This is a genomic window from Acinetobacter sp. IK31 (assembly GCF_035615195.1).
In the GTDB taxonomy this organism is placed as follows: domain Bacteria; phylum Pseudomonadota; class Gammaproteobacteria; order Pseudomonadales; family Moraxellaceae; genus Acinetobacter; species Acinetobacter calcoaceticus_C.
This window is the reverse complement of sequence record NZ_JANBOB010000011.1, coordinates 151,547-176,057: the sequence shown is the minus strand read 5'-3', so window position 1 is coordinate 176,057 and position 24,511 is coordinate 151,547. Positions and strand designations below refer to the sequence as shown.

22 protein-coding genes are annotated in these 24,511 nt (G+C 37.2%); 9 read left to right on the top strand and 13 right to left on the bottom strand.

What is annotated here, in order from left to right; translation table 11 throughout:
• Positions 1 to 42: 42 nt before the first annotated feature.
• The gene (locus MSG66_RS07120; RefSeq protein ID WP_262472397.1) at positions 43 to 1,053 is read right to left on the bottom strand and encodes an AraC family transcriptional regulator; all 1,011 of its coding nucleotides are present in this window, start codon (positions 1,051 to 1,053) and stop codon (positions 43 to 45) included.
• Positions 1,054 to 1,344: 291 nt separating this feature from the next.
• On the opposite strand from MSG66_RS07120, the gene MSG66_RS07115 reads away from it, so the two are divergent.
• The 6 genes from MSG66_RS07115 to MSG66_RS07090 all read left to right on the top strand — a co-directional run bounded on the left by MSG66_RS07115 (position 1,345) and on the right by MSG66_RS07090 (position 7,747).
• On the top strand, positions 1,345 to 1,950 hold the full coding sequence (locus MSG66_RS07115) for an RBBP9/YdeN family alpha/beta hydrolase (protein ID WP_324653231.1): 606 nt from the start codon (positions 1,345 to 1,347) through the stop codon (positions 1,948 to 1,950).
• 103 nt (positions 1,951 to 2,053) lie between these two features.
• Positions 2,054 to 3,880: a DUF1302 domain-containing protein gene (locus MSG66_RS07110; protein WP_324653282.1), complete on the top strand. Its 1,827-nt coding sequence runs from the start codon at positions 2,054 to 2,056 to the stop codon at positions 3,878 to 3,880.
• A 68-nt stretch (positions 3,881 to 3,948) separates the two neighbouring features.
• Positions 3,949 to 4,359, top strand: coding sequence for a PH domain-containing protein (locus MSG66_RS07105; RefSeq protein WP_324653229.1), 411 nt, complete (start codon positions 3,949 to 3,951; stop codon positions 4,357 to 4,359).
• Between the two features lie 70 nt (positions 4,360 to 4,429).
• Complete coding sequence (locus MSG66_RS07100) at positions 4,430 to 5,803, top strand: sorbosone dehydrogenase family protein (RefSeq protein ID WP_324653227.1); 1,374 nt, start codon at positions 4,430 to 4,432, stop codon at positions 5,801 to 5,803.
• Positions 5,804 to 5,834: 31 nt separating this feature from the next.
• Positions 5,835 to 6,290: a GNAT family N-acetyltransferase gene (locus MSG66_RS07095; protein WP_324653225.1), complete on the top strand. Its 456-nt coding sequence runs from the start codon at positions 5,835 to 5,837 to the stop codon at positions 6,288 to 6,290.
• Positions 6,291 to 6,595: 305 nt separating this feature from the next.
• Positions 6,596 to 7,747 (top strand): sterol desaturase family protein, encoded by a 1,152-nt coding sequence (locus MSG66_RS07090; RefSeq protein WP_324653223.1) that lies wholly within the window; start codon positions 6,596 to 6,598, stop codon positions 7,745 to 7,747.
• 36 nt (positions 7,748 to 7,783) lie between these two features.
• Here the strand turns inward: MSG66_RS07090 and MSG66_RS07085 are convergent, their stop codons facing one another.
• The gene (locus MSG66_RS07085) at positions 7,784 to 8,986 is read right to left on the bottom strand and encodes an MFS transporter (protein WP_262472390.1); all 1,203 of its coding nucleotides are present in this window, start codon (positions 8,984 to 8,986) and stop codon (positions 7,784 to 7,786) included.
• 135 nt (positions 8,987 to 9,121) lie between these two features.
• On the opposite strand from MSG66_RS07085, the gene MSG66_RS07080 reads away from it, so the two are divergent.
• Entirely contained in the window at positions 9,122 to 9,694 is a 573-nt protein-coding gene (locus MSG66_RS07080; RefSeq protein ID WP_133972702.1) for a TetR/AcrR family transcriptional regulator, read from the top strand.
• 444 nt (positions 9,695 to 10,138) lie between these two features.
• Positions 10,139 to 11,437: a dicarboxylate/amino acid:cation symporter gene (locus MSG66_RS07075; protein ID WP_133972704.1), complete on the top strand. Its 1,299-nt coding sequence runs from the start codon at positions 10,139 to 10,141 to the stop codon at positions 11,435 to 11,437.
• A 163-nt stretch (positions 11,438 to 11,600) separates the two neighbouring features.
• Here the strand turns inward: MSG66_RS07075 and MSG66_RS07070 are convergent, their stop codons facing one another.
• From MSG66_RS07070 to MSG66_RS07020, 11 genes are all read right to left on the bottom strand, one after another.
• Positions 11,601 to 11,804, bottom strand: coding sequence for a hypothetical protein (locus MSG66_RS07070; protein WP_003652518.1), 204 nt, complete (start codon positions 11,802 to 11,804; stop codon positions 11,601 to 11,603).
• A 357-nt stretch (positions 11,805 to 12,161) separates the two neighbouring features.
• Positions 12,162 to 12,893, bottom strand: coding sequence for a hydroxyacylglutathione hydrolase (gene gloB / locus MSG66_RS07065; protein WP_324653219.1), 732 nt, complete (start codon positions 12,891 to 12,893; stop codon positions 12,162 to 12,164).
• A 159-nt stretch (positions 12,894 to 13,052) separates the two neighbouring features.
• Positions 13,053 to 13,748, bottom strand: coding sequence for a methionine ABC transporter permease (locus MSG66_RS07060; protein WP_003652516.1), 696 nt, complete (start codon positions 13,746 to 13,748; stop codon positions 13,053 to 13,055).
• A complete protein-coding gene (locus tag MSG66_RS07055; RefSeq protein WP_324653216.1) occupies positions 13,745 to 14,770 on the bottom strand; it encodes a methionine ABC transporter ATP-binding protein in 1,026 nt (341 codons plus the stop codon). Before MSG66_RS07055 ends, MSG66_RS07060 begins: the two co-directional genes overlap by 4 nt.
• Before the next feature lie 75 nt (positions 14,771 to 14,845).
• Entirely contained in the window at positions 14,846 to 15,718 is an 873-nt protein-coding gene (locus MSG66_RS07050; RefSeq protein ID WP_133972708.1) for a MetQ/NlpA family ABC transporter substrate-binding protein, read from the bottom strand.
• 490 nt (positions 15,719 to 16,208) lie between these two features.
• Entirely contained in the window at positions 16,209 to 17,492 is a 1,284-nt protein-coding gene (gene purD / locus MSG66_RS07045) for a phosphoribosylamine--glycine ligase (protein WP_202741639.1), read from the bottom strand.
• 124 nt (positions 17,493 to 17,616) lie between these two features.
• Entirely contained in the window at positions 17,617 to 19,191 is a 1,575-nt protein-coding gene (gene purH / locus MSG66_RS07040; RefSeq protein ID WP_133972714.1) for a bifunctional phosphoribosylaminoimidazolecarboxamide formyltransferase/IMP cyclohydrolase, read from the bottom strand.
• An 85-nt stretch (positions 19,192 to 19,276) separates the two neighbouring features.
• Positions 19,277 to 19,546: a DNA-binding transcriptional regulator Fis gene (gene fis, locus MSG66_RS07035; RefSeq protein ID WP_001086304.1), complete on the bottom strand. Its 270-nt coding sequence runs from the start codon at positions 19,544 to 19,546 to the stop codon at positions 19,277 to 19,279.
• A gap of 376 nt (positions 19,547 to 19,922) precedes the next feature.
• Entirely contained in the window at positions 19,923 to 20,768 is an 846-nt protein-coding gene (locus MSG66_RS07030) for a zinc-ribbon and DUF3426 domain-containing protein (protein WP_202741642.1), read from the bottom strand.
• Positions 20,769 to 20,782: 14 nt separating this feature from the next.
• Entirely contained in the window at positions 20,783 to 21,688 is a 906-nt protein-coding gene (prmA, locus tag MSG66_RS07025; RefSeq protein WP_324653211.1) for a 50S ribosomal protein L11 methyltransferase, read from the bottom strand.
• Between the two features lie 155 nt (positions 21,689 to 21,843).
• Positions 21,844 to 22,074, bottom strand: coding sequence for a hypothetical protein (locus MSG66_RS07020; protein ID WP_133972720.1), 231 nt, complete (start codon positions 22,072 to 22,074; stop codon positions 21,844 to 21,846).
• A 232-nt stretch (positions 22,075 to 22,306) separates the two neighbouring features.
• On the opposite strand from MSG66_RS07020, the gene mnmG reads away from it, so the two are divergent.
• The gene (mnmG, locus tag MSG66_RS07015; protein ID WP_324653209.1) at positions 22,307 to 24,187 is read left to right on the top strand and encodes a tRNA uridine-5-carboxymethylaminomethyl(34) synthesis enzyme MnmG; all 1,881 of its coding nucleotides are present in this window, start codon (positions 22,307 to 22,309) and stop codon (positions 24,185 to 24,187) included.
• Positions 24,188 to 24,511 lie beyond the last annotated feature (324 nt).

Genomic DNA, 24,511 nt, shown 5'->3' with positions numbered 1-24,511 from the left:
TTTTGAATCAATTCATCTTCTTTACTCTAAATACACCCGTGTTTAATTCAGTAGCGATTTGTTATGACTACGCCACATATTCGGTGACATCCCAAATTGATTAATGAACCAACGCGTAAAAGAGCTCGGCATCGAATAACCTAAAATATCAGACACTTGAGCGAGTGAATAATTTAGATTTTTTAAATAGCGCAATACGAGGTCTTTACGTACTTCATTGATTAAATCACTAAAACTCGTCTGTGCTTCTTCTAAGCGACGCTGTAAGGTCCGGACATGAAGACCATGTGTTTGAGCGACTTGATCAATCGTAGCGCGACCCATTGGTAAAAGAAGATAAATACTTTTACGAATATCAAAAATCATGGTTGATTCATTACTATTCTGTAAAATATCTAAATAACGCTGTGCATGGTTGGCCATAGCCAGATTTGCTTGAGGATTTGTTGTATCAAGTTCGGCCGCGGTACAAACAATGCCATTAAAGTCACTTCCAAATTCTAAGGCACAGCCAAAAATCCGTCGATGCAGGGTTAAATCGCTTGGTGGATTATGGGTGAAGTGAACACTTAATGGTCGCCATTTTTGCATCAGTAACGCTGCACAAAAACGATGGGTAATTCCTAAAGCAAGTTCAGTGGCTTGACGACTATATCCGCAAGTTGTGGTTACGACTTCTTCTCGAATAACCACCGTATCATCAATTTCTTCTATATATATTTCAAGTGAGTTGTTCAGTAAATTCCTATAACGAACAATCGTTTGTAAGGCATCTCGTAAAGTATGCTGATAATTTAGTAAAAGGCTAATTTCACCAAAATCTGCAATTTCGCGTTGCTCTGCCATATGTAAACCGAAAACATCGCAGCTACTCATTTGGGCTGAGTTCTCAAGCAAGGTAATGGCTTTATCTACAGGAATGCGTTGTTTAAGATCATTCAATTGAGCTTGACTAAGCCCAACACGTGATAATAAATGGTAGGGGTTTAGATCTAATTGTTGAGCAACTGCCAAATAATTTTTTAAAGAGGCGGTATGCGCAAGAGGTACCATTTTATTATCTCCTTGTTCTTAATCAACCATATTCCTTATGGCTCATCTTTACTTATAACCAAAATATACACATTACAAAAGCTTTTATTTAAGAGCTTAATTGTTAAGTACGCTTAATTTGAAACTTCTTCTCTTAACTTAATTGTAATTACAAAAATTATTTTAATGAATTTAAGAAATTTTAAAAAGATGTGTCGTCAAATGAAAAGTCCGTGACGCCTTATGTACACCATTAACTGAAATGAGCCTTTATTGTGAATGGAGTTTTATAAAAATTCTTGTGCATCCTAGATGGCAAAGTTCACAGGCGTCAAAATGGAAAAAATACAAACCAGAGCAACGATTTTAATTATTCCGGGGTTACGCGACCATGTTCCCGAGCATTGGCAAACGATCTTAGAAACAAGACTAGCGAAGGTTCGCTCCGTACCACCTCTACAAACCAATAAATTCAATTGTGAAAATAGAGTTGCTTCCATACAAAAACAACTCGAACAAATACAAGGTCCTGTCATTTTAGTTGCCCACAGCGCGGGTGTTCTGATGACTATACACTGGGCTGCCAAACATCAAAGACCAGTTCAAGGTGCTCTACTTGCTGCTCCTCCTGATTTAAATGAAAGTTGGCCTGCAAATTATCCGAGCCCAGCCGTACTTCATCAAGAAGGATGGAGCCCTTTACCCCATCAAAAGTTACCTTTCCCCAGCATTTTGGTTGCAAGCACCAATGACCATTTAGCTCGTTATGAAGCTGTAAGTGATATGGCAGAAAAATGGGGTAGTCAACTCGTAAATTTAGGTGAAGTGGGACATTTAAACCCTGCATCAGGCTTTGGTTATTGGCCCTTAGCTGAGCAATTTATTCAACAGTTAGATCAGGTGGAACAACCTGCGTAGTACGAAAAAAATACCTGCTTATATAAACCATTTAAAAGCCAATGGATGGCTTTGAGTAATAAGCAATAAATAAGAATAATCATATTTATAGGGAGATAATATGATGGGGCATTACGTATATTTAAATCAAAAAAACATTCTTATTTTATATATTCAAAAAATAGGTGTTTCATTAAGTCTGATTTTATTCATGTCTAAAGCGAGTGCAGCTAGTTTTGATGTTGATAAAGACTGGAAGTTCGATACAAAAACGACATTAAGCTTAGGTGCAAGTTGGAGTACACAAGATCCATCGACTTCATTACTTTATCGGCCTGACGCGAATAAAATAGGTAAACAAGGCTCAAGCATTGATGTGAATGGTGATGATGGGCGCATGAATTTTAGTAAATATGATGCCATTTCACAGATCATTAGAGGCATAACAGAAGTTAAGCTAAATGGAAAACAACAAGGTGCGGTCATCAGTACTAAATACTGGTATGACTATGCCTATGAGACAGGAGAAGGAGACTTTAAGCCCTTTAATGATTCAGCGTGGCCAAGGCTTGCAAAGTTCAAAGGAATTGATTTATGGAATGCCTATATATGGAAAGATTTTGAACTTAACAATGGACGTATAAACTTAAAACTGGGTAAACAGACTTTAAGTTGGGGGAAATCTCAGTTTTTCCAAAACGGTTTAAATTCGGTGAGTGCATTTGATTTTGCTGCAATCAACCGACCGGCTGGTGATGCAAAAGAAAGAATCATTCCAACCGAAATGTTCTCATTCGATACAAGTATTAATAAAAATCTGAAAATAGAAGGATTCTATCAATTTAAATTTAGGCCTTCAGTTGTTGATGGCAGCGGGACTTTCTTTGAGATTTCAGACTTTGTGCCCGAAAACGCCGGACCAGTTCTGATTGCTGGAGGGGGAAATAAGTTATCTGATACTGCAGTGCGTTTAGGTAGTTATATTCCACGTGCAGAAAGTAGAAAAGCAAAAGACAATGGTCAATATGGTATTGCTTTAAAACAGACATTATCAAATCTCAATAATGTCGAACTGGGTATTTACTATGCGAACTACCATAGTCGCAATGCAAACTTTGATGGAACGGCTGTTACAGCGTCGGGGCCAGAGCACTTTAATACCGCGAGTTATTTTTCTATCTATCCTGAAAATATCAAAATATTTGGATTAAGTCTGACTGGGAAAGTTGGCACCACAACAGTTTTCAGTGAACTAACACACAAGCCCAATCAACCTTTCCAATTAAACGGTACCGACATTGTCTATGCTCAAGTGTTATCGGATGGCACACCATTTTCCCCTCCAGGGGAAACTGTTGAATTAGGCCAATATATTCAAGGATATGTACGTTTACCTGTAACACAATTTTCGGTCGGAGCAACTGACAGCATATTTAATATTTTGGGCGCAAATTCGATGACATGGTCTACAGAATTTGCCTTAAATCATATCGCAGATATTGGTAATCATCGAATAGGTCGGACAGGTGCATTTGGCCGTAGTGAGCTTTCAACAGGTGCTTATAATCCTGAAACAGGCCACTTTAAATGTACGCCGTATGGTACAGCTCATCTTACAAATACAGAAATTGACAACTTAAATGAACGTTTTTGTAATAAAAATGGATTTTTTAATGAATGGTCATTTGGATATCGGTTACGTGGCGCATTAAGCTATCAAGATATTTTACCTTCTACAGTTATTACTCCAAGTCTTAGTTTCCGACATGACGTTTATGGATATAGCCAAAACTTTCAAGAAGGTCAAATGAGTGTAAGTGCCGCGTTATCTATGACTTACCAACAAAAATATACAACAGAGATTGCCTATAATAACTTTTTTGGTTCTAATGAATTTAGCACCATAGATGATCGAGATTTTATATCTTTAACATTTAGAGCTAATTTTTAGTTTAATTGTTTTCTTAAAAATTATAGGAAGCCCCTTTATAAATGAGATTTTAGAATGGAGAATAACTTTTGAAATTTAGATCAAAAATTGATTGGTGGCTTTTATTAATATTTATTGTTACTACTGCCATCATCGTTATGAAAATTTATGAAGCAAATCATAATTATTCTTTAGCTTCAAATTTTCCGCATCTCATTATTTATAGTTTAATTATTTTTATCATTTGGCTTCCAATTTTTAACACTTATTATGTCGTAGAAAACGACACATTAATTATTAAGAGCTTGGTATTTCGATGGAAAATTAATATTAATAATATTACCCAAATAGAACCTACTCATAATCCACTTTCATCTCCAGCGCTCTCATTAGATCGACTCAAAATTTATTATATGAAAAATGGAGAAATTACTTCAGTGATGATTTCACCAAAAGATAAAGAAGGTTTTTTTCAAGCAATAAACAAAAGACCTAATTAAAGCTTCTTGTTTAATTGCAGACATGAATTACGCTATTTCTTATTACGATAAAAATTAAATGGAGAAAAAAATGCTTTCCCGTTTTTTATTGCCAACTTTGGGCACGACTGTTGTAGTCGTACTTACAGGGTGTGCTTCATCGTCTCAATATCCAATAACTGATAGTTACGGTCCTGAACCAAAACTCCCAGAGCCGAAATCAAGTTTATTACCTACTGTAAATATAGCGCCAGCAAAAGGCTGGTCAGAAGGAGAGATGCCAACTCCTGCTCAAGGATTAAAAGTAAAAGCATTTGCTAAGGGGCTTGAGCACCCAAGGTGGATGCATGTTTTACCGAATGGTGATGTATTGGTAGCTGAAACTGATGCACCGCCTAAGCCCGATGATAGTAAAGGCATTAAAGGAAAAATTATGGCCTTCGTGATGAGACGTGCAGGATCATCTCATCCGAGTGCTAACCGTATTAGTTTGCTTCGAGACACCAATGGAGACGGAGTAGCTGATCAAAAAACCGTATTTCTCAAAGATTTGAATTCCCCATTTGGTATGGCACTGGTAGGTAATAACCTGTACGTCGCCAATACCGATTCACTTATGCGTTTTCCTTATCAAGAGGACGAAACTCAAATTACAGCAAGTGGAACCAAAGTATTGGACCTACCGGGAGGACCTTTAAATCACCACTGGACCAAAAATATAATTGCTAACCCAGCAGGTACAAAGCTTTATATTACCGTCGGTTCTAACAGTAATGTTGCTGAAAATGGGCTAGACCAAGAAAAAGGTCGAGCACAAATTATGGAGTTTGATATTGCAAGTGGTCAGTCACGTCCATTTGCAACGGGACTGCGTAATCCAAATGGTATGGCTTGGCAACCTCAAAGCGGAAAACTCTGGACGGTTGTTAATGAGCGCGATGAAATTGGCAGTGATTTAGTCCCTGACTATATGACGTCAGTTCAAGATGGTGCTTTTTATGGTTGGCCTTATAGCTACTATGGTCAACATGTAGATGTACGAGTAAAACCACAAAATCCTGAAATGGTTGCGCGTGCAATTAAACCTGATTATGCACTGGGTAACCATACCGCTTCTTTAGGCCTTACATTTTACGCAGCCGAACTCATGCCACAATTTCGTGGTGGTGCATTGATTGGTCAGCATGGTTCATGGAACCGTAAACCGCATAGTGGTTATAAAGTAGTGTATGTGCCATTTAGAAGTGGTCAACCATCTGGGCCGCCTCAAGATATTTTGACTGGATTCCTCAGTGATAAAGATAAAGCTTATGGGCGGCCTGTTGGTGTAGAAATAGATTTCTCTGGCGCTATTTTAGTCGCAGATGATGTGGGCAATACGATTTGGCGCGTTTCACCAGTTGCTGAGACGACTTATGAGAGTCCAACCAAACAGCCAGTTAATAACACATTAGCTCACCCTTAAACTTAAGATTGCTTAAACATGGGTTTATTTTATGCAAATATTACGGTTATCTGATCACCCTCAGTATAAAGAAAAGGTTGCCCATTGGTTTTCCGAGAAGTGGCAAATACCTGCGGAGGCCTATCTTGACAGTATTCAGATTTCTATTAAGCAAAAGCATGTTATTCCACAATGGTATGCCGTTTTAGACGAAAATAATCGTTTAATAGCTGGTGCAGGAGTTATTGATAATGACTTCCATGAGCGTAAGGATTTAACACCAAATTTATGTGCTTTATTTGTGGAAGAAAAGTATAGAAATCAAAGTATTGCAAAGAAAATTCTAGATTTTGTACGTCAAGACTTAAGTAATTACGGCATCAAAACACTTTATTTAATAACAGACCATACTGAATTTTATGAAAAATGTGGTTGGCAGTTTCTAACTATGGTGAAGGATGATGATGGAGAGATGTTACGTATGTATGTAGCAGATACTTTGCAATAGAATTCCAATATTTTTTAAGAGAAGCTTTCATATTGAAGGCTTTTCTATCTTTAAAAATGCTTTTACTACTTAACGTTTGAAATGCTAAGAGGTAAATATTATTGGACTTTAATGATTAACTTTTTAAAGTAAGACATAAAAATGATTAAATTCTATAAAACCATTAATATCTGTGTTGAAAGTTAGATTTAAAATTCAATTTTCAGATTATTGGGTTTGATCTCAGAAGTTAAAGTTCTTTCCAATTTATTATTAAATTTTGATAGCATTCGCGGCATACACAATAAGAACTGTTGATACGAATTATGACCGATCAATTAAGAGCAAAATTTGAAAATTTAGAACTTAACGCAGGGTTAGGGAAAATCAGCGCCTTTATTTCAATGTCACTCAGCTTACTTTGTTTATTTGGTGCTTTATGTTTTTTATTTCCCAGTGTATTAACGACACCAGAACTTCGTCCTCTTTACGCAAAGCACTATAATCTTTTCTATTATGGTCTGATCACTGGCATTGTGATTAGTGCTGGTTTTGGTGCATTTAGCGCGATTGTTCGTCAAAACCGATATGGGTTCTACGGGCTATGTTTTTCATTTGTGGCAGCAGTTTTGGGTTGCGGCGTAATTGAAGCACCCGTTTTACCAAGTGTACCGTTTTATGCAGGTATCGATTATTTTGTACTAACCCTATTCATTCTAGCGTTTGTTTTTATTCCGCTTGAAGGTTTTTTTGCTAAAAATCCTGAACAAAAAATATTAAGGGTGGGCTGGGTGACCGATATGAAATATTTCATGGTCAGCCATGTTGGGATTCAACTATTCAGCTTTTTAACGGTTATGCCAATTCAATATTGGATTACGCACCTGCCTGATAACCCGATTGTACCTTATGTACAAGCTCAACCAATTTGGCTGCAATTTATTGAGCTACTAATTGTGGTTGATTTTACAGTGTATTGGTTGCACCGTGCTATGCATGAAGTTAATTTCTTATGGCGCTTTCATGCGATTCATCATTCGACTGAATATATGGATTGGTTAGCATCTTCTCGTTTGCATGTCATAGAAGTACTGATGACTCGCTTTATTGCGACTTTACCGATTTTCCTATTGGGTTTTCATACTTCAGCTGTTTTTGCTTATTTAGTTTTTATTTCGTTTCACGCTATTTTTATTCATTCCAATGTACGTTTTCGCTTTCCATATTTACGCTGGATTATTGCAACACCAGAATTCCACCATTGGCATCATTCTTCAGAAAAACCAGCTATTGATAAAAATTATGCTGCTTTTATCCCCCTCTATGATGTTATTTTTAAAACAGTCTATATGCCTAAACATTTGGCAAGTGTATATGGAACGGTTGGTTATAAAATCCCAAATAGTTTTGTAAAACAGTTTACTTGGCCTTTTAAAAAGTATGTAAAGCGGTTCTTAAAACCTTGGCGTGATCAGTAAAGTTAAAAAGCCTCAATAGAGGCTTTTTTGAAATCATTATTTGTTTTTAATATTTTTAAAAATCATTACAAGTGCAATCAGAGCAAGGCTAATAATTAAACTCATATAAATATTAGCACTGTTCATAAGTCCGATTTTACCCACAAAGTAGCCTGCAAGAATTGCCGGAATACTAAAAGCCAAATAGCTTTCAACAAAAAATGCAGCCATCAGACCAGCACGTTCTTCTGGTAACGCTAGAGGCATTACTGTGCGAATAGCACCCATAAAAGCGGTACCAAAACCCACTCCAGTAATAATAGAACCTAAAAATAAAACTACTGCGTTTGTAAAATTAATCGCTAAAAATAAAACGGTTGCCCCAATAATGATGGATAAGGTACCCGTCAGCAAAATACGAAAATTTGTAGATTTTCTAAGTGTCAAAATGCCTGCTGCACCTGAGAGTGCAAGCGCCATAAACATAATCCCGTTTAACCATGGAGAAGAGGTTTGAAAAATTTTTGCCAGCAAAGAGGGCATAAGTGATAAGAAAAAACCACTGACCATCCAAAGTGCAATGTTAATCGGACTAATACTTAATAAAGCACTTCTCGCTTGGTGAGGAATAGCCATGTTGGGTTTTAAAGAAGCAAGTGCGCCCGATCTTTTTTGTGCAGTTTCAGGGTTAAAAAAACTTAAAATGAGCTGAAATATAAAGAGGACACATAAAAGCTCAAAAACGAGCTGCAAAGGTTGAGCTGAGAATTGCAAAATAATACAAGTGATAAAGATACCAGCTGCCATACCGACCATTGGAGCAATACTATTAATCAGAGACCCTTGATGCTTACTGAAATCTAAAATGGCGGCGCCTATAGCAGAAACGGCAAGTCCGGTCGCGATACCTTGCAGACCACGAGCAATAAATAGCATAGAAACATCTGAGGCAAACAGGAAAAAGCTCATTGAAACAATTTGCAGAAAAATCGCCGAAAGAATGACAGGCCGACGTCCAATATAATCAGATAAAGAACCAATAATGAGTAAAGAGGCAAGTAAGGTAAATGCGTAGGTTGCAAAAATTAAGGTTAATGTGACAGGCGAGAATTGCCAAGCTTGCTGATACAAGCGATATAGAGGAGTGGGAGAGCTGGATGCGGCCATAAAGGTCATGAGTGTGACGGTGTTTAAGGTCAACGCAATTTTTGAATCTAGTCGAAAAACAGATCTAGACACTTTCGAACTTGAATTGTTCATATAAGATGAATAACATAAAAGCGAATATTTAGCTTTTATACATTATTTTTACACTAAAGCAAATCCTTAGCTTTAGTGTATTTTGTATATACAAATAATATTTTAATTATTTTTTTATTGAAGTAGAGCTGATTAATGGCAAAAGTTGTTACTGGGTTACGACCAGGTGGCCGTAGTGAAAGAATTCAAACTGCGGTACACCAAGCAGTCAAAGAGCTTCAAAAAACATTGGAGCAAAGCCAAATCACCATACCCATGATCGCTCATGAGGCAGGAGTAACACCTTCAACAATTTATCGCCGTTGGGGAGACATTAATCAGTTATTTTCAGATGTTGCTCTAAATGAACTCAAACCTGATATGGAGCCAAAAGATTTAGGTTCATTTCAACTTGATGTTACCGCATGGGTCGAACAGTATTTTGAAGAGTATTCTTCTGAAGTAGGACAGGTCTTACTACGTGATGTGTTATATGCAGCTGAATCTTCGAATGCCCGACAATGCGAAACCTTAATTATTCAACAACTCGATATTATTCAAGCTCGAGCAAGATTACGTCATGAACCAACCATTTCGAATCAAGAAATTATTGAAGCAGTCATTGCCCCTATGCTATTTCGAATCTTATTCACTGATCGTGCATTAGGCTTAGATTATGTCCATATTTTATTAGAGCGTTTATTTAAGAACTATCCCAATTTTAATTAATTTATAGCAACCTACTAGTCTAAATATTTAATAAGAAATAGTCGTTTTTCTTATAAAAAACTATATATCAATTTTTCTTATTATTTTTAAAATAAATTTTCATAATTTATAATTCATATGTTTTATATAAAATCATTTATTTAATAAATGGTTGGCTTGAGGTAGATAAACAAGTACTCATGGCGGGTTTTATCACTTTTTATGGTATGAAATTTTAATATAAATAATGACTTATTTAAAAAATTAACTATTTTTTCGATATTTAAAACTTAAAAATAAAAAGTATTCTATACAATTTAACGCATGATTTTTGAATTTGACATTTTTTAAATTTATAACACAGGGTGTTTTTTATTCTTTACAATGGCTTTTCCTTGTTAAAGCAGCTTGTGGTGCTTGCTTTATATTTTATTTTTTTATCCCCATCGAAAAGGTATTTAGATAATGGATTTCAATACCCTTGACCAAGAAACGGTACAGAAAAAACAGAAATTTCACCAAATTTTGTATGTACAGGTCATTTTTGCAATTATTTTGGGCATTTTAATTGGTCATTTTTACCCAGAACTTGGCGAGAGTTTAAAACCACTTGGTGATGCATTCATCAAGATTGTTAAGATGATTATTGCTCCCGTCATCTTTCTAACTGTTGTTACCGGTATTGCCAGTATGACAAACATGAGCCGAGTTGGCCGTGTGACTGGTAAGGCTATGCTCTATTTTCTGACCTTCTCAAGCTTGGCTCTTGTAGTTGGTATGATCGTGGCAAATATTATCCAACCAGGTAAAGGCCTTAACATTGATCCAGCTACCTTAGTCAACGACAAAGTAAATACTTATGTTGAAAAGGCGCATGCAACAAATATTACCGATTTCTTCATGAATATTATCCCGCAAACATTGGTCAGTCCTTTGGCTGGTGGCGAGATTTTGCAGGTGTTATTTGTAGCGGTACTATTTGGTATTTCGTTGGCTGCTTTGGGTGACCGAGCACGTCCAATTACCGATTTCTTAAATAACTTAACAGCTCCAGTTTTCTACTTAGTTGGTATGTTAATGAAGCTTGCTCCAATCGGTGCTTTTGGTGCAATGGCTTTCACGATCGGCGCATATGGAATTGAATCAATTGGTAATCTATTACTGTTAATCATGACGTTCTACATTACTGCTGTGTTATTTATTCTAGTAATTTTAGGTGCAGTAGCTCGTTATAACGGCTTTTCAATTATTCATTTAATTCGTTATATCAAAGATGAACTTTGGTTGGTTTTGGGAACAAGTTCTTCTGAAGCAGCTTTGCCATCTTTAATGGACAAAATGCAAAAAGCAGGTTGTGAAAAATCAGTTGTAGGTTTAGTCATTCCAACAGGTTATTCATTTAACCTTGATGGTACAAATATCTATATGACTATGGCGGCTCTATTTATTGCGCAAGCTTGTAATGTAGATTTATCAATTAGTGAACAAGTTGCGTTACTTTTAGTCGCAATGGTAAGTTCTAAAGGTGCAGCAGGGGTGACTGGTGCAGGTTTTATTACTCTAGCTGCAACTTTATCGGTTGTACCAGCTGTTCCTGTCGCAGGTATGGCTTTAATTCTTGGTATTGACCGCTTTATGTCTGAGTGCCGTGCTTTAACAAATTTAGTGGGTAATGCATGTGCAACAATTGTTGTGGCACGTTGGGATAAGGCTTTAGATAAAGATCTTCTTGATAAAGCATTAAAGAACCCTAAAGCAGATTAACCTTACAAAAAATCTGTAGCTAAGGGCAATTTGGGAGGGTAGCCCTGCTACAGATTTTTTTAATAACTAAAAAATATATTTTAATTAAGCCATTCTAAAGTTCTACAACACTACTTATCTTTTAAGAAAGACAATATTGTAATTAAAATCAAGTCGTGAAAAATTATGCTTTTAAGTGATCCTCAAACTCTTCACCTAATTGCATTGCTAATGAATTACCTGCTAACTCACAGGTTACTAAACCATATTCTTTTTTAAAACTAAAAGTAAAACCTTTCCCGTCAGCAAGATTTTTAACTGAATACCCTAACTTTTCTAACCAAATGCGAAACGCAATCAAATTTTTAGCTTTAACAACCTTTTTCACGTGAGAACTCCTTCTATCCGTGGCATTACATCTTATTTATTAATAGGGTTTTAATTAGATTTTTTAAAGGGGTAAAACTTTTTTTTATTTTGCAACTTGTAAAAAAAGTAAGATAAAGAAATAAAAGATTTCATTTTTATAAAATTATGAAGGGGTTATATAACTAAAAAATAATAACTTTTTATTTAAAGAGCTGTTTACGCGATTGTTTTTAAAAATTATAAATTCAACGTTATTTTTAGAATAATGAGCAAATAAAAAACAGAGTAAATGTAAAAAATAATTACAGGCAGCAGGTAATCAGCAAGAAGATACAGTTCTTAAAAATGAAACTGTATCTTTTTTGAAAGCTTAATTTTAGAAATTATCTTTAAGGGCACGCAGATGAGCAAAGTCTTCAACACTTTCTGCGCGAAGAAAGGGGTTGGTTGCTAATTCAAGTTCAATCGTGCTTGGTAGGGTGATTAATTGTTGCTTACGTAGCTCACGGACTTCTTCAGCTCGTTCTGATAGGGCATGGTTGTGTGGTTCTACCGTTAAGGCAAATTCGGCATTTGAAAGCGTGTATTCATGTGTGCAATAAACTTTTGTGCGGGTTGGTAAAGCTGCCAGACGACTCAGTGAGTGAAACATTTGTTCGGCTGTGCCTTCAAATAATCGACCACACCCCATTGCAAATAAGGTATCACCACAAAATACAGCCTCTAATTCTTCAATAAAATAGACAATGTGCCCTAAGGTATGACCAGGGGTTGCAATAATCTCTACTTTTAAATCATTAAATTTTAGATGATCGTCATGCTGTAAAGGGTGGGTAATTCCCGGAATTTTGGTGAGCTCATCACGTGGGCCATACACAGTAATATTTTGGGCAGCTGTTAAATCAGCAACACCACCAATATGGTCTTTATGCCAATGAGTAAGCCAGATTTGTTTTAAATTTAACTGATGATTTTGACAAAATTGAATTACCAGCTGTGCTTCTGTTGGATCGACTGCTACAGCTTCTTGGGTTTCAGTATCTTCTAAAATCCAGATATAGTTTTGGAGGGCATTCTGCACATCAATAAAATGAATTCTATAACGCATTGTTTTATCCTGAAACTAAATCCAAAGAGTAAATGAATAATGACTAATTCTGATCATACCAGAAAATGGAATTGAGCCATGCACTCAACTGTTTTTAATAAAAGGGTTATATAAAACAAAAAAAAGCCCCCTAAAAGAGAGCTTTTTTGTATGGATGACTTAACGGAGCTTAGCGAGCCAGTTCCCTAGCGTTTGTACAATCTGTACTAATAACAGTAGGATAATCACTGTTAAAATCACAACGCTGGTATCAAAACGTTGATAACCATATGAAATCGCTAAATCACCGATACCACCTGCACCAACTGCGCCAGCCATGGCGGTTGCACCAATAAGACTGATTGTCGCTGTGGTAAGGTTTAAAATCAGTGAGCTGCGTGCTTCAGGCAAAATAAAACGAGAGATAATTTGCCAAGGTGTAGCACCCATCGCTTGAGCAGATTCAATAATTCCTTCATTTACTTCAAGCAATGAAGTTTCAATCAGACGTCCCATATAAGGGCCAACATAAATAGTCAATGGAACAATAGCTGCCCATGTACCAATTGAAGTACCGACTAATAGCTTAGTAAGAGGAATCACTGCAATAAGTAAAATAATAAAAGGAAGAGAGCGTAAAGCATTTACAATTGGATTAAGTAAATGATAAATCACTTTATTGGGTAAAATGCCTTCTGGACGGGTAACTAATAAAATAATTCCCTGAATAAAGCCCCAAATGCCACCAAACAAAAGTGCGAAGAAAACCATATGAAAGGTTTCTTGCAAAGCTGTAACGAACTGATCAATAGAAAGGGAACTGTGCCAGAAAGGTTGAGTGAGTTCAGTTAACCACTGTACGATTAAATCTCTCATACTTGATCTCCTGATTGAACTACACCTACTTCATTTTGTTCCAAAAACTCAATAGCCTGCTTAATTAGCTGAGGATCACCTAAAAGCTGCACAAACATTTGACCAATGACTGTGCCATTAATTTCAGTCATGTTGGCAAATAAAATATTTAAGCTAATATCGAATTTTTTAATTAGTGACTGAATTACAGGTTCTTGAGCAGAACGCCCTAAAAACTGTAAACAGTAAATACTATGATGATGCTGGTTTTCGAGCTGATTTAAAATATTCACAGGCAACTGTTGATGTAAAACAGTTTGAATGAAGTTTTTAGTGGTTGGATGTTGAGGTTTACTAAAGATATCAATCGTTGAACCTTGTTCAATGACTTTACCTGCCTCCATCACAGCTACATGATCACAAATAGTTTCAATGACATCCATTTCATGGGTCACCATAACAATCGTGATTTTTTGCTCTTGATTAATTTTTTTGAGTAGCTCTAAAACTGACTTGGTTGTTTGCGGATCAAGGGCAGAGGTTGCTTCATCACACAAAAGAATTTTTGGATGATTTGCTAAAGCACGGGCAATACCGACACGTTGCTTTTGTCCGCCAGAAAGTTCATCTGGATAAGCATCTTTTTTATGCTTAAGATCAATGAACTCCAATAACTCATTTAAGCGCTTTTCACGTTCTACTTTATTGTAATTCAGTAGACACATTGGCATTTCAATGTTTTCAGCAACCGTCTTGGTTTGTAGCAGATTGAAGTGCTGAAAAATCATGCCAATACTGGCACGTTCCTGACGTAATGAGCGTGCATCCAAAGCGGTGAAATCTTTCTGATTAATAATGATTTGACCTTCTGTTGGTCGCTCAAGTAGGTTGATCAGGCGGATTAAGGTACTTTTACCTGCACCACTATAGCCAATGATGCCAAAAATACTGCCCTCTGGAATCTCTAAATTGATTTGGTCGAGTGCGCGTATGGTTTGACTTTTGAGCTGATAGTGCTTTGAAATGTTTTTAAATTGAATCATATCGTCAGAAGCTATGCTGGAAAGAAAAAACAGGCAAAGAGAATTTGCCTGTTTCACGTTTCGGCTATTATATTACTATTTAGCTTCTGAGAGATAGCTGATTGGTTGATCTACGTCAACTTTTGTTCCACCAAAACGCTCTGTTACATACTTTTTAGCTGCTGCACTATGATATAGCTGTCCAACTTTTTGCAAAACAGCATCATTTTTACGTGAATCAGCAGTTGCAAGAACGTTGACATTAAGTCGTGTGCTTTGATCAACAGGCTCATAGAAAATAGAATCTTTGAGTGCGTTCAAACCACCTTCCATTGCTAAGGTGTTACCTAATACAACGGCATCAACTTCATCTTTAATACGTAATGCTGTTGCCATTTGGATTGGTTTGATATCGATCTTTTTACTATTTTCGATGATATCGTTTGGACTGCCTTGAGCCGGGTTAAAATCAGCTTTAAGTTTGATTAAGCCAGCTGTTTGTAATAAAAGTAAAGCACGAGCTTCGTTGGCAGCATCATTTGGGATTGCAATAATTGCACCCTCTGCGAGCTCATCAATTTTTTTGTGTTTACTTGAGTAAATACCCATTGGCTCAAGATATGTGGTAGAAACTGGCGCAATCTTATCTTGGTTTGATTTATTAAATGCAACAAGATATGAATAAGATTGGAAAGCATTCAGATCTACTTCTTTGTTTGCAATGGCTGCATTCATAGAAACATAGTCTGTAAAGTTTTTCACTTCTAACTTTAAGCCAGCAGCTTGGGTTTCAGGTAAAGTTGCGATATAGCGCCAAATATCAGCATCTGAACCTGTAGAGGCAATCACTACCGTTTGTACTTGGGAGCTATCATTGTTTTGTTGTGTCTGTGGAGAACCTTCTTGTTTACCACACGCTGCCAATAGTACTACTGACATACTTAAAAAAAGACTGATCAGCTTTTTCATTTAAAAAAGTCCTGATTGAAGAGATATAGAAAAATAAGTATTGATCTATATCTATATGAAATGGGAGGAGTTGGAATTACAACAGGTTTAAACTCTGATATCTTTTTCAGGGGTTCCATAATTTGCTTGCATACTTTGGTGGTAAGTGAGGGTAATTGTTTTATAAACAAAAAACTGTTTCCCCAAACAGTTAATCCCAAACAATAGCCAAATGAGTGTTCATAAATTTAGAACATTAGAAAAACTCTCTACAGTTATAATGTGTAGAGCAAGTCGCTATGAAAATTATTAAAACAGCAGTGTTTATTGACAGTTCCAACGGTATGCCAATCATATCAATAAAAGGGTGGTTGATATAGGGTGCTTCTTTTTTATTTGTTGATATCTTTAGCAATACAATAAAGATTTATACGATTTTTTATATGGTTTCACATAATAGAAAAGCCTCTATATAGAGACTTTTCTATTAGAATTTTAAACTTGAAAGTTTTTAAGCTTTTTCACGTGCAATTGCGCGGTAGCCAATGTCGTTACGATATTGCATACCCGTAAAGGTAACTTGACCACATACTTCTAGTGCATTAATTTGTGCTTCAAGAACGCTATCACCCAATGCCGTTACACAAAGAACTCGACCGCCAGAAGTCACGATATGACCATCTTCACGAGTTGCTGTGCCAGCATGGAAAATTTTAGTATCTTCAGGTGAATGTCCGATACCTGAAATTACATCGCCTTTGCGTACACTATCAGGATAACCTTCTGCTGCAAGTACAATACCAATTGACTTGCGTTCATCCCATTCAGCTTCTTTTGGCAAATTACCAGCAATACCAGCTTCTACCAATTCAACAAGAGATGACTTTAAACGCATCATGATTGGTTGAGTTTCAGGGTCACCAAAACGACAGTTAAACTCGATCACACGTGGTTGACCTTGCTCGTCAATCATTAGACCGGCATATAAGAAACCAGTGTAAACATGTCCGTCAGCAGCCATACCTTCTACAGTTGGGTGCATGATTTCAGTCATAACGCGTTCAAAAATGTCAGAAGTTACAACTGGAGCAGGAGAGTAGGCACCCATACCGCCAGTGTTAGGACCTTGATCGCCTTCAAAAATACGCTTGTGGTCTTGTGAAGTTGCCATTGGTAAAATATTTTTACCATCAATCATACAAATGAAAGAAGCTTCTTCACCTGCAAGGAACTGTTCAATCACAACGCGTGAACCAGCATCACCAAATTTGTTGCCTGCAAGCATGTCATCAATTGCTGCAAAAGCTTCTTCGTTGGTCATTGCAACGATTACACCTTTACCAGCAGCAAGACCATCAGCTTTAATTACAATTGGTGCGCCATTTTTTTCAACATAAGCTTTAGCTGCATCTACTTCAGTGAAAACATCATAGAAAGCAGTTGGAATGTTGTGACGCTTTAAAAAGTGCTTAGCAAATGCTTTTGAACCTTCAAGCTGCGCTGCATATTGAGTAGGTCCCCAAATTTTTAAACCTGCTTCACGTGCAGCATCAACCACACCATTAACTAATGGTGCTTCTGGACCAACAATAATAAGATCAACATTATTTTCTTTAGCAAAAGCAATAATTGCTGAGTTGTCTAAAATATCAAGTTGAACATTAATACATTTATCTTCTGTTGCAGTTCCAGCATTACCTGGTGCAACAAAAACTTGAGTAACATTGGTATCTTGCGCAATTTTCCATGCCAAAGCATGTTCACGACCACCACTACCTAAAACTAAAATATTCATTTTTAATTTGTTCCTTAACTTTAATCCTTTTCATCCCCCTCTATCCCTCAAGGTGGAGAGTTAGCTCCATTATTGTGGAAAACCCTCCTGAATGAAAGGAGGGTTAGGGAGGACTAAATTTAAATTAGTGGCGGAAGTGGCGCATACCAGTGAAGACCATTGCAATACCAGCTTCATCAGCTGCTGCGATTACTTCTTCATCACGCATAGAACCACCTGGCTGAATAATGCATTTAATGCCAGCTTTAGCCGCATTATCAATTCCGTCACGGAACGGGAAGAATGCATCAGATGCCATTACAGCGCCTTCAACAACCAAACCAGCATGTTCAGCTTTAATGCCAGCAATACGAGCTGAGTTAACACGGCTCATTTGTCCTGCACCAACACCAATAGTTTGGCGGTTTTTTGCATAAACAATTGCATTTGATTTTACATATTTCGCAACTTTCCAAGCAAAGATGAGGTCATCAATTTCTTGTTCAGTTGGTGCGCATTTGGTTACTACTTTAAGATCATCTTTAGTAATCATACCTAAATCTTGATCTTGAACTAATAAACCGCCATTAACACGTTTGTAGTCAAGTTGTGGTGCACGCGCGTCTATTGCAGGTAATTCACCACATACTAGAACACGTACGTTTTTCTTCGCGCCAGTAATTTCAAGCACGCCATCAGCAATACTTGGAGCAATAATTACTTCAACGAATTGACGCTCTACAATTGCTTGAGCAGTTGCAACATCTAACTCACGGTTAAACGCAATAATGCCGCCAAAAGCAGATTCTGGGTCAGTCGCATAAGCTAAATCGTAAGCAGCTTTAATGCCGTCTAAAGAAACAGCAACACCACAAGGGTTAGCATGTTTTACAATTACACAAGCAGGTTTTGCAAATGATTTAACACATTCAAGTGCGGCATCTGTGTCTGCAATGTTGTTATAAGACAATTCTTTGCCTTGTAACTGTTTTGCCGTAGAAACTGATGCTTCTTTTGCATTTTCTTCAACGTAAAATGCAGCAGATTGATGTGGGTTTTCACCGTAACGTAAATCTTGTGCTTTGTTCAATTGAGTATTGAACGTACGAGGGAATAAATCAGCTTCGCCTTCGGTCTTACCAACGCGAGCGCCTAGGTAAGAAGCGATCATGCCGTCATATTGGGCAGTATGTTCAAATGCTTTAACAGCTAAATCAAAACGTGTTTCATAAGAAAGTGAACCAGCAACTTTTAATTCAGTAATAACTGTATCGTAATCTGAAGCATTTACAACAATACCGACTGAAGCGTGGTTTTTAGCAGCAGCACGAACCATTGTTGGACCGCCGATGTCGATATTCTCGATAGCATCAGCAAGTGAACAGTCAGGTTTTGCAACTGTTGCAGCGAATGGATAAAGGTTCACAACAACAAGATCAATCGGATCGATGTTGTGTTCTTCCATTACTGCTTCGTCTAAACCGCGACGAGCGAGAATACCGCCATGAATTTTTGGATGTAATGTCTTAACACGACCATCCATCATTTCAGGGAAGCCAGTATGTTCAGATACTTCAACAACAGCGATATTATTATCTTTAAGCAACTTGTATGTGCCGCCTGTAGATAATAGTTCTACCCCTAAAGCTGCAAGGTTTTGAGCAAATTCGACAATTCCTGTCTTATCAGATACAGAAATCAAAGCACGTTTAATAGTCATGATGTTTAATTCAACAATTTCAAGTCTACGGATTAAAACCAATAAGCATAAAAAAATGCCCACGACGTCGTGAGCATTTTATCATTTATTCACTCATTAAACCGTGAGCTTTTAACTTTTTGCGTAAAGTGCCACGGTTGAGTCCAAGAATCTCGGCAGCACGGGTTTGATTACCACGTGTATATTCAAGAACTACAGATAAAAGAGGTTTCTCCATTTCTGCTAGCACCATGTCATATACCTGAGATGGTTGCTCACCTTGCAATTGTGCAAAATAATGGCGAACTGCGCGATCAACGTGGATGCGAAGAGCAACATCAGATTGTGCAGTAAAAATAGGAGATTTGCTATTCATGCGAGTTAATCCGAAAATCAAATACTAGCTTGGATAAAGTAGTATATAAATGTGGTCTAAAAATACGGAGTCCTGTTTTAGATCCTAAAACAGTGACTCTAAAACATAAGAACAATTAGCTTGCCATATTTCTTCGTATTGAATAAAAAATAAGCGTAACAATAGTTAAATATTTGTTACAGCCCCCTCAAAAACAAAAAAAGTTAGGCTATGTGCTTAAAGTAGAAAAGCACACATGCTTAACAGTATTTTTTTTGGATTGAGAGCGAGGAGTATATGAGTCAAAGCTTTCGTGGCGCGTATCATACCATTGTCTAGGAAAAAGTGAGCAAATTAACTGCATTTTTTTTTATTTTTTTTTCACTTTTTTTACATTTTAGGGGTGGACAATTTCTAATCGATAATTTAGTAAGCTTTTTTTGCTTCTGTTTAGCTCAAATTGGAATCGGAAAGGGGTGTTAGAGGGAATACGTTGAATACCCCGTAAGTTTTCAACAAGATATTGTTGAGGAGTCAATATAACTTCTTCTGTTTTTTTTGAGTCTGTTGCAAAACTCAACTTTAGGTTGGGAAGTTCAATACTTTTATCATTCTGATTAAGCAATATGCCTGAAAATTGCGTATGACTTGTGTCAACTTTGCGGAGTTTTAACTTTTCTATATAAATAAGTTGATATTGTTCGGCTGACTTATTGCAGTGCAGTGTTTCGCAAACATAATTAAATGCATGGCTGACGGTTGGGCTTGCATGCATGAGCTTAGGGTTAAACCAGAGAATTTGAAAAGTAAAAACTAAAATCAAAATAAGGTTAGCAGAGCTCCAGAGCGTGTAGTACAGCCAACTATGCTTTTTATTATTGTCTTGTTCTTGTGCGGATGTTTGTTCAGCTAAATTAAGATTGGGTAGTGCGTTAATAGGTTCGTTGTGAAAATAATTTAAATTGTTGAGATAAGTTAAAAGATCAATATTTGAGTTTTCAACTTTTTGATCAAAGATATCTAACACATGAGAATGCGTCATATATCTTGCTTGCATAGAACCATTGGCTAATGTAGATGAGTTAACCATGACTGGTTGTTCAATATTAACCAAATGGGTGAGGGCATTAAAATTAAAGTCACATTTAGGACAACAAACCATACCCTGAGCAACAGTCAATTGAGTAAGGGATACTTTATAAACTGTTAAGCACTTAGGGCAGCGGGTTTGTTTTTCATTCATGAGTTAAAATATTCTCAGTTTATTGTTTTGCGTTTTCCTGAAATGCGACACCAATTTTCTTCGCGTTTTTCGATATCTAATATATCAAAAAATTCAGAATAAACATCTGAAACATCAGCAACTTGCTCTTCAATCACACCAGCAAGCGCGAATTCACCATCAGATTTAAGCAATTTTACAAACTCTGGTGCAAGTGCCATTAACGGACCTGCTAAAATATTTGCAACCAGAACATCTGCTTGTTGAGATCCGAATTCTTGATTAAATTCTTCAGGAAGGCCAACATATAGACGATCTAATACGCCATTAAGTTCAGCATTTTGTTTTGTTGCTAAAACAGCCTGAGGGTCAATATCAGTGGCATATACTTTTTTAGCGCCTAATAATAAAGCTGCTACACCTAAAATGCCTGAACCACAGCCATAATCAATAACGATTTTATCTTTAACGTCAGCTTTACCTAACCACTGTAAACATAAGAATGTACTTGCATGGTTACCTGTACCAAACGCAAGGCCTGGGTCTAACTTAATATTAGTTGCATCAGCTTCTGGTGGCTCTAGCCATTCAGGTACGATCCAGAACTTTTCCCCAATTTGAATTGGCTCGTAATAGTCCATCCATGAGCGTTCCCACACTTGATCTTCAAGCTCGGCATGACGGATAGGAGCGTCTGGAAGTTGAGCTTTTAAGAAAGCTTCTAAAGTGTCGACATCAATAGGGTCTTGTTCGTCTTGTTGATAAATGCCGGTCACAATCACTTTATTCCATAAAGGTGTTTCACCTGGTAATGGTTCAAGTAAAGCCTGATCTTCAGCATCATCCAGAGTTACGCTTACCGCACCTAGAGACATTAAAAGTGTTTCTGTGAACTCAACTTGTGCTTGATCAACGGTAATGTGTATTTGTAACCACTTCACGAAAAGGACCTAAAAATTTTATTTAAAGGCGTATTGTAGCTGACTAGACGATTTTAAAAAAGAAAGCGGCCCATCTTTAATGGGCCGACTTTAAAAATACTGAGAAGGTATAGCGGAAAATAAATTGCTTCTTCTATACCTTATGCCGAAACAAATTAAGGAGCAGGGGCTTTAAATTGTAACTTACCGTTTTCATTCGGTTGGCAAGTACCATTAAAAGTTACGCCATTATGGCTGTAAGATACCCATTCGCCTTGCTGCTTTTTAGCACATGCTCTAACTTGTTTTTGAGTTTCGGCTTTGCTCATGTCTGCAGCATGTGTAAAAGTTACGCCTGAAAAACAAAGTAGAGATGCAGTTAAGATTTTTAACATGGTCGATTTCATTTTGTATTCCTTCTTGTCGCGTTAATTTTAAAGTCATAGAAGTGCTGTACATTTTTTATTCTAAGATGAATTTGTTTTAATAACATTCACTTTGTATTGAATTCATGAAACAAAATGTCAAATCTTGTGGCGTACCGTAAATTATGTGAAGACGATTTTGTAATTATGTACATCAATAAGCAGATAATTTTGCTATAATGTTCCGTCTTTTTTTTTCTGGTGTTTTGTACTCATGCACTACCCTAAAGTTTATGATGTTATCGTTATCGGTGGCGGTCACGCAGGTACGGAAGCGGCCCTTGCTGCTGCGCGTATGGGACGACAGACTTTGCTTTTGACCCATAACATTGAGACTTTGGGTCAAATGAGTTGTAACCCAGCAATCGGTGGTATTGGTAAGTCACATTTAGTACGTGAAATTGATGCGCTTGGCGGAGCAATGGCTTTAGCTGCCGATAAAGGTGGTATTCAGTTCCGTATTTTAAATTCACGTAAAGGTGCGGCAGTACGTGCAACACGTGCTCAAGCTGACCGCGTTCGCTATAAAGCTGCCATTCGTGAAACATTAGAAAATCAAGCAAATCTTGATATTTTCCAGCAAGCAGCTGATGACCTGATTGTTGAAGGCGATACTGTTAAAGGTGTTGTTACTCAAATGGGCGTTCGCTTTGACGCTAAAACAGTGGTGTTGACTACTGGTACATTCTTGGGTGGTGTAATCCACGTTGGTTTAGAAAAATCAAGCGGTGGTCGTGCGGGTGACCCGCCTTCTATTGCACTTGCTCAGCGTTTACGTGAATTAAAATTACCTGTAGGTCGCTTAAAAACAGGTACACCACCACGTATTGATGCACGTTCGGTTGATTTTTCAGTCATGATTCCGCAGCCAGGTGACTTCCCATCGCCAGTTATGTCGTTCATGGGTGATGCCTCTATGCACCCTGAACAAGTGAATTGTTATATCACGCATACCAATGAAAAAACTCATGACATTATTCGTGGCGGCTTAGACCGTTCACCAATGTATACCGGTGTTATTGAGGGGGTTGGTCCACGTTATTGTCCTTCAATTGAAGATAAAATTCACCGTTTTGCAGATAAAGATTCACATCAGGTGTTTTTGGAACCAGAAGGTTTAGATACACACGAGCTTTATCCAAATGGTATTTCGACTTCACTTCCATTTGACGTGCAGTTTGAGCTTGTTCGTTCTATTCGTGGTATGGAAAATGCCCATATTTTGCGTCCAGGCTACGCGATTGAATACGATTATTTCAATCCACAAGCTTTAAAATTTACTCTCGAAACTAAAGCTATTAGTGGTCTATATTTTGCTGGCCAAATTAATGGTACGACCGGTTATGAAGAGGCTGGTGCTCAAGGTTTACTTGCTGGTTTAAATGCTGCGCGCCGTGCGTGGGAGCAAGAAGAGTGGACACCTAAGCGTGACCAAGCTTATATGGGCGTATTGGTTGATGACCTCATCACTTTAGGTACTAAAGAACCATACCGTATGTTTACCTCACGTGCTGAATACCGTTTAATGTTACGTGAAGACAATGCGGATCAACGTTTAACTCCTGTTGGTCGTGAACTTGGGTTGGTTGATGACGTGCGCTGGGCTGCTTATTGTGAAAAAATGGAAGCAGTTGAGCGTGAAACCTCTCGTTTACAGCATTTATGGGCAGCGCCGAATAACCCTATGGGTAAAAAGTTTGTTGAAATGACTGGCGCTGATTTGAGTAAAGAGTGTAGTGCAATTGATTTACTCAAACGCCCTAACATTAACTTTAATCAAATTGCGGAACTTACTGGTTCTGATGTGTCTGAACACGTGGGTGAGCAAATCGAGATTGCTGTGAAATATGAAGGTTATATTAACCGTCAGCATGAAGATGTGGCGCAGTTAAAGCGTCTTGAAGAAACTAAAATTCCTACCGATTTTAATTATGATGTAGTGTCTGGTTTATCGCGTGAAATTACTCAGAAATTAAAAACGGTTCTTCCGGAAACATTAGCTCAAGCGAGCCGTATTCCTGGTGTTACACCAGCAGCAGTTCAACTTGTGATGATCACAATTCGTAAAAATAATATGATTAAGAAAACAGCTTAATCTTATAAATGTAAAAAAAGCCCAGTTAAGACTGGGCTTTTTTATTTTCTGTTCAAAAAATATATGGAAACTTCCTAAGGAAGAAAACAGATTTCACTTCCTTTTTTTCTTATTTCACATATTTCAAGCAGCCAGTTATATTGAATTCACGTTCAAACAAAGAGGGCTTTAACCATGACAATGAAATCAATTCGCTACAATAGAGATGAAATGGCATGCCAATGCTTATGTTCAAAATAGCGCAAAAGAAGAGCAGATCAGTTTTAGTGGGGGAGAACACATGGATCTGAAAACAACTATAAATATAAAAGCCAATATAAAATT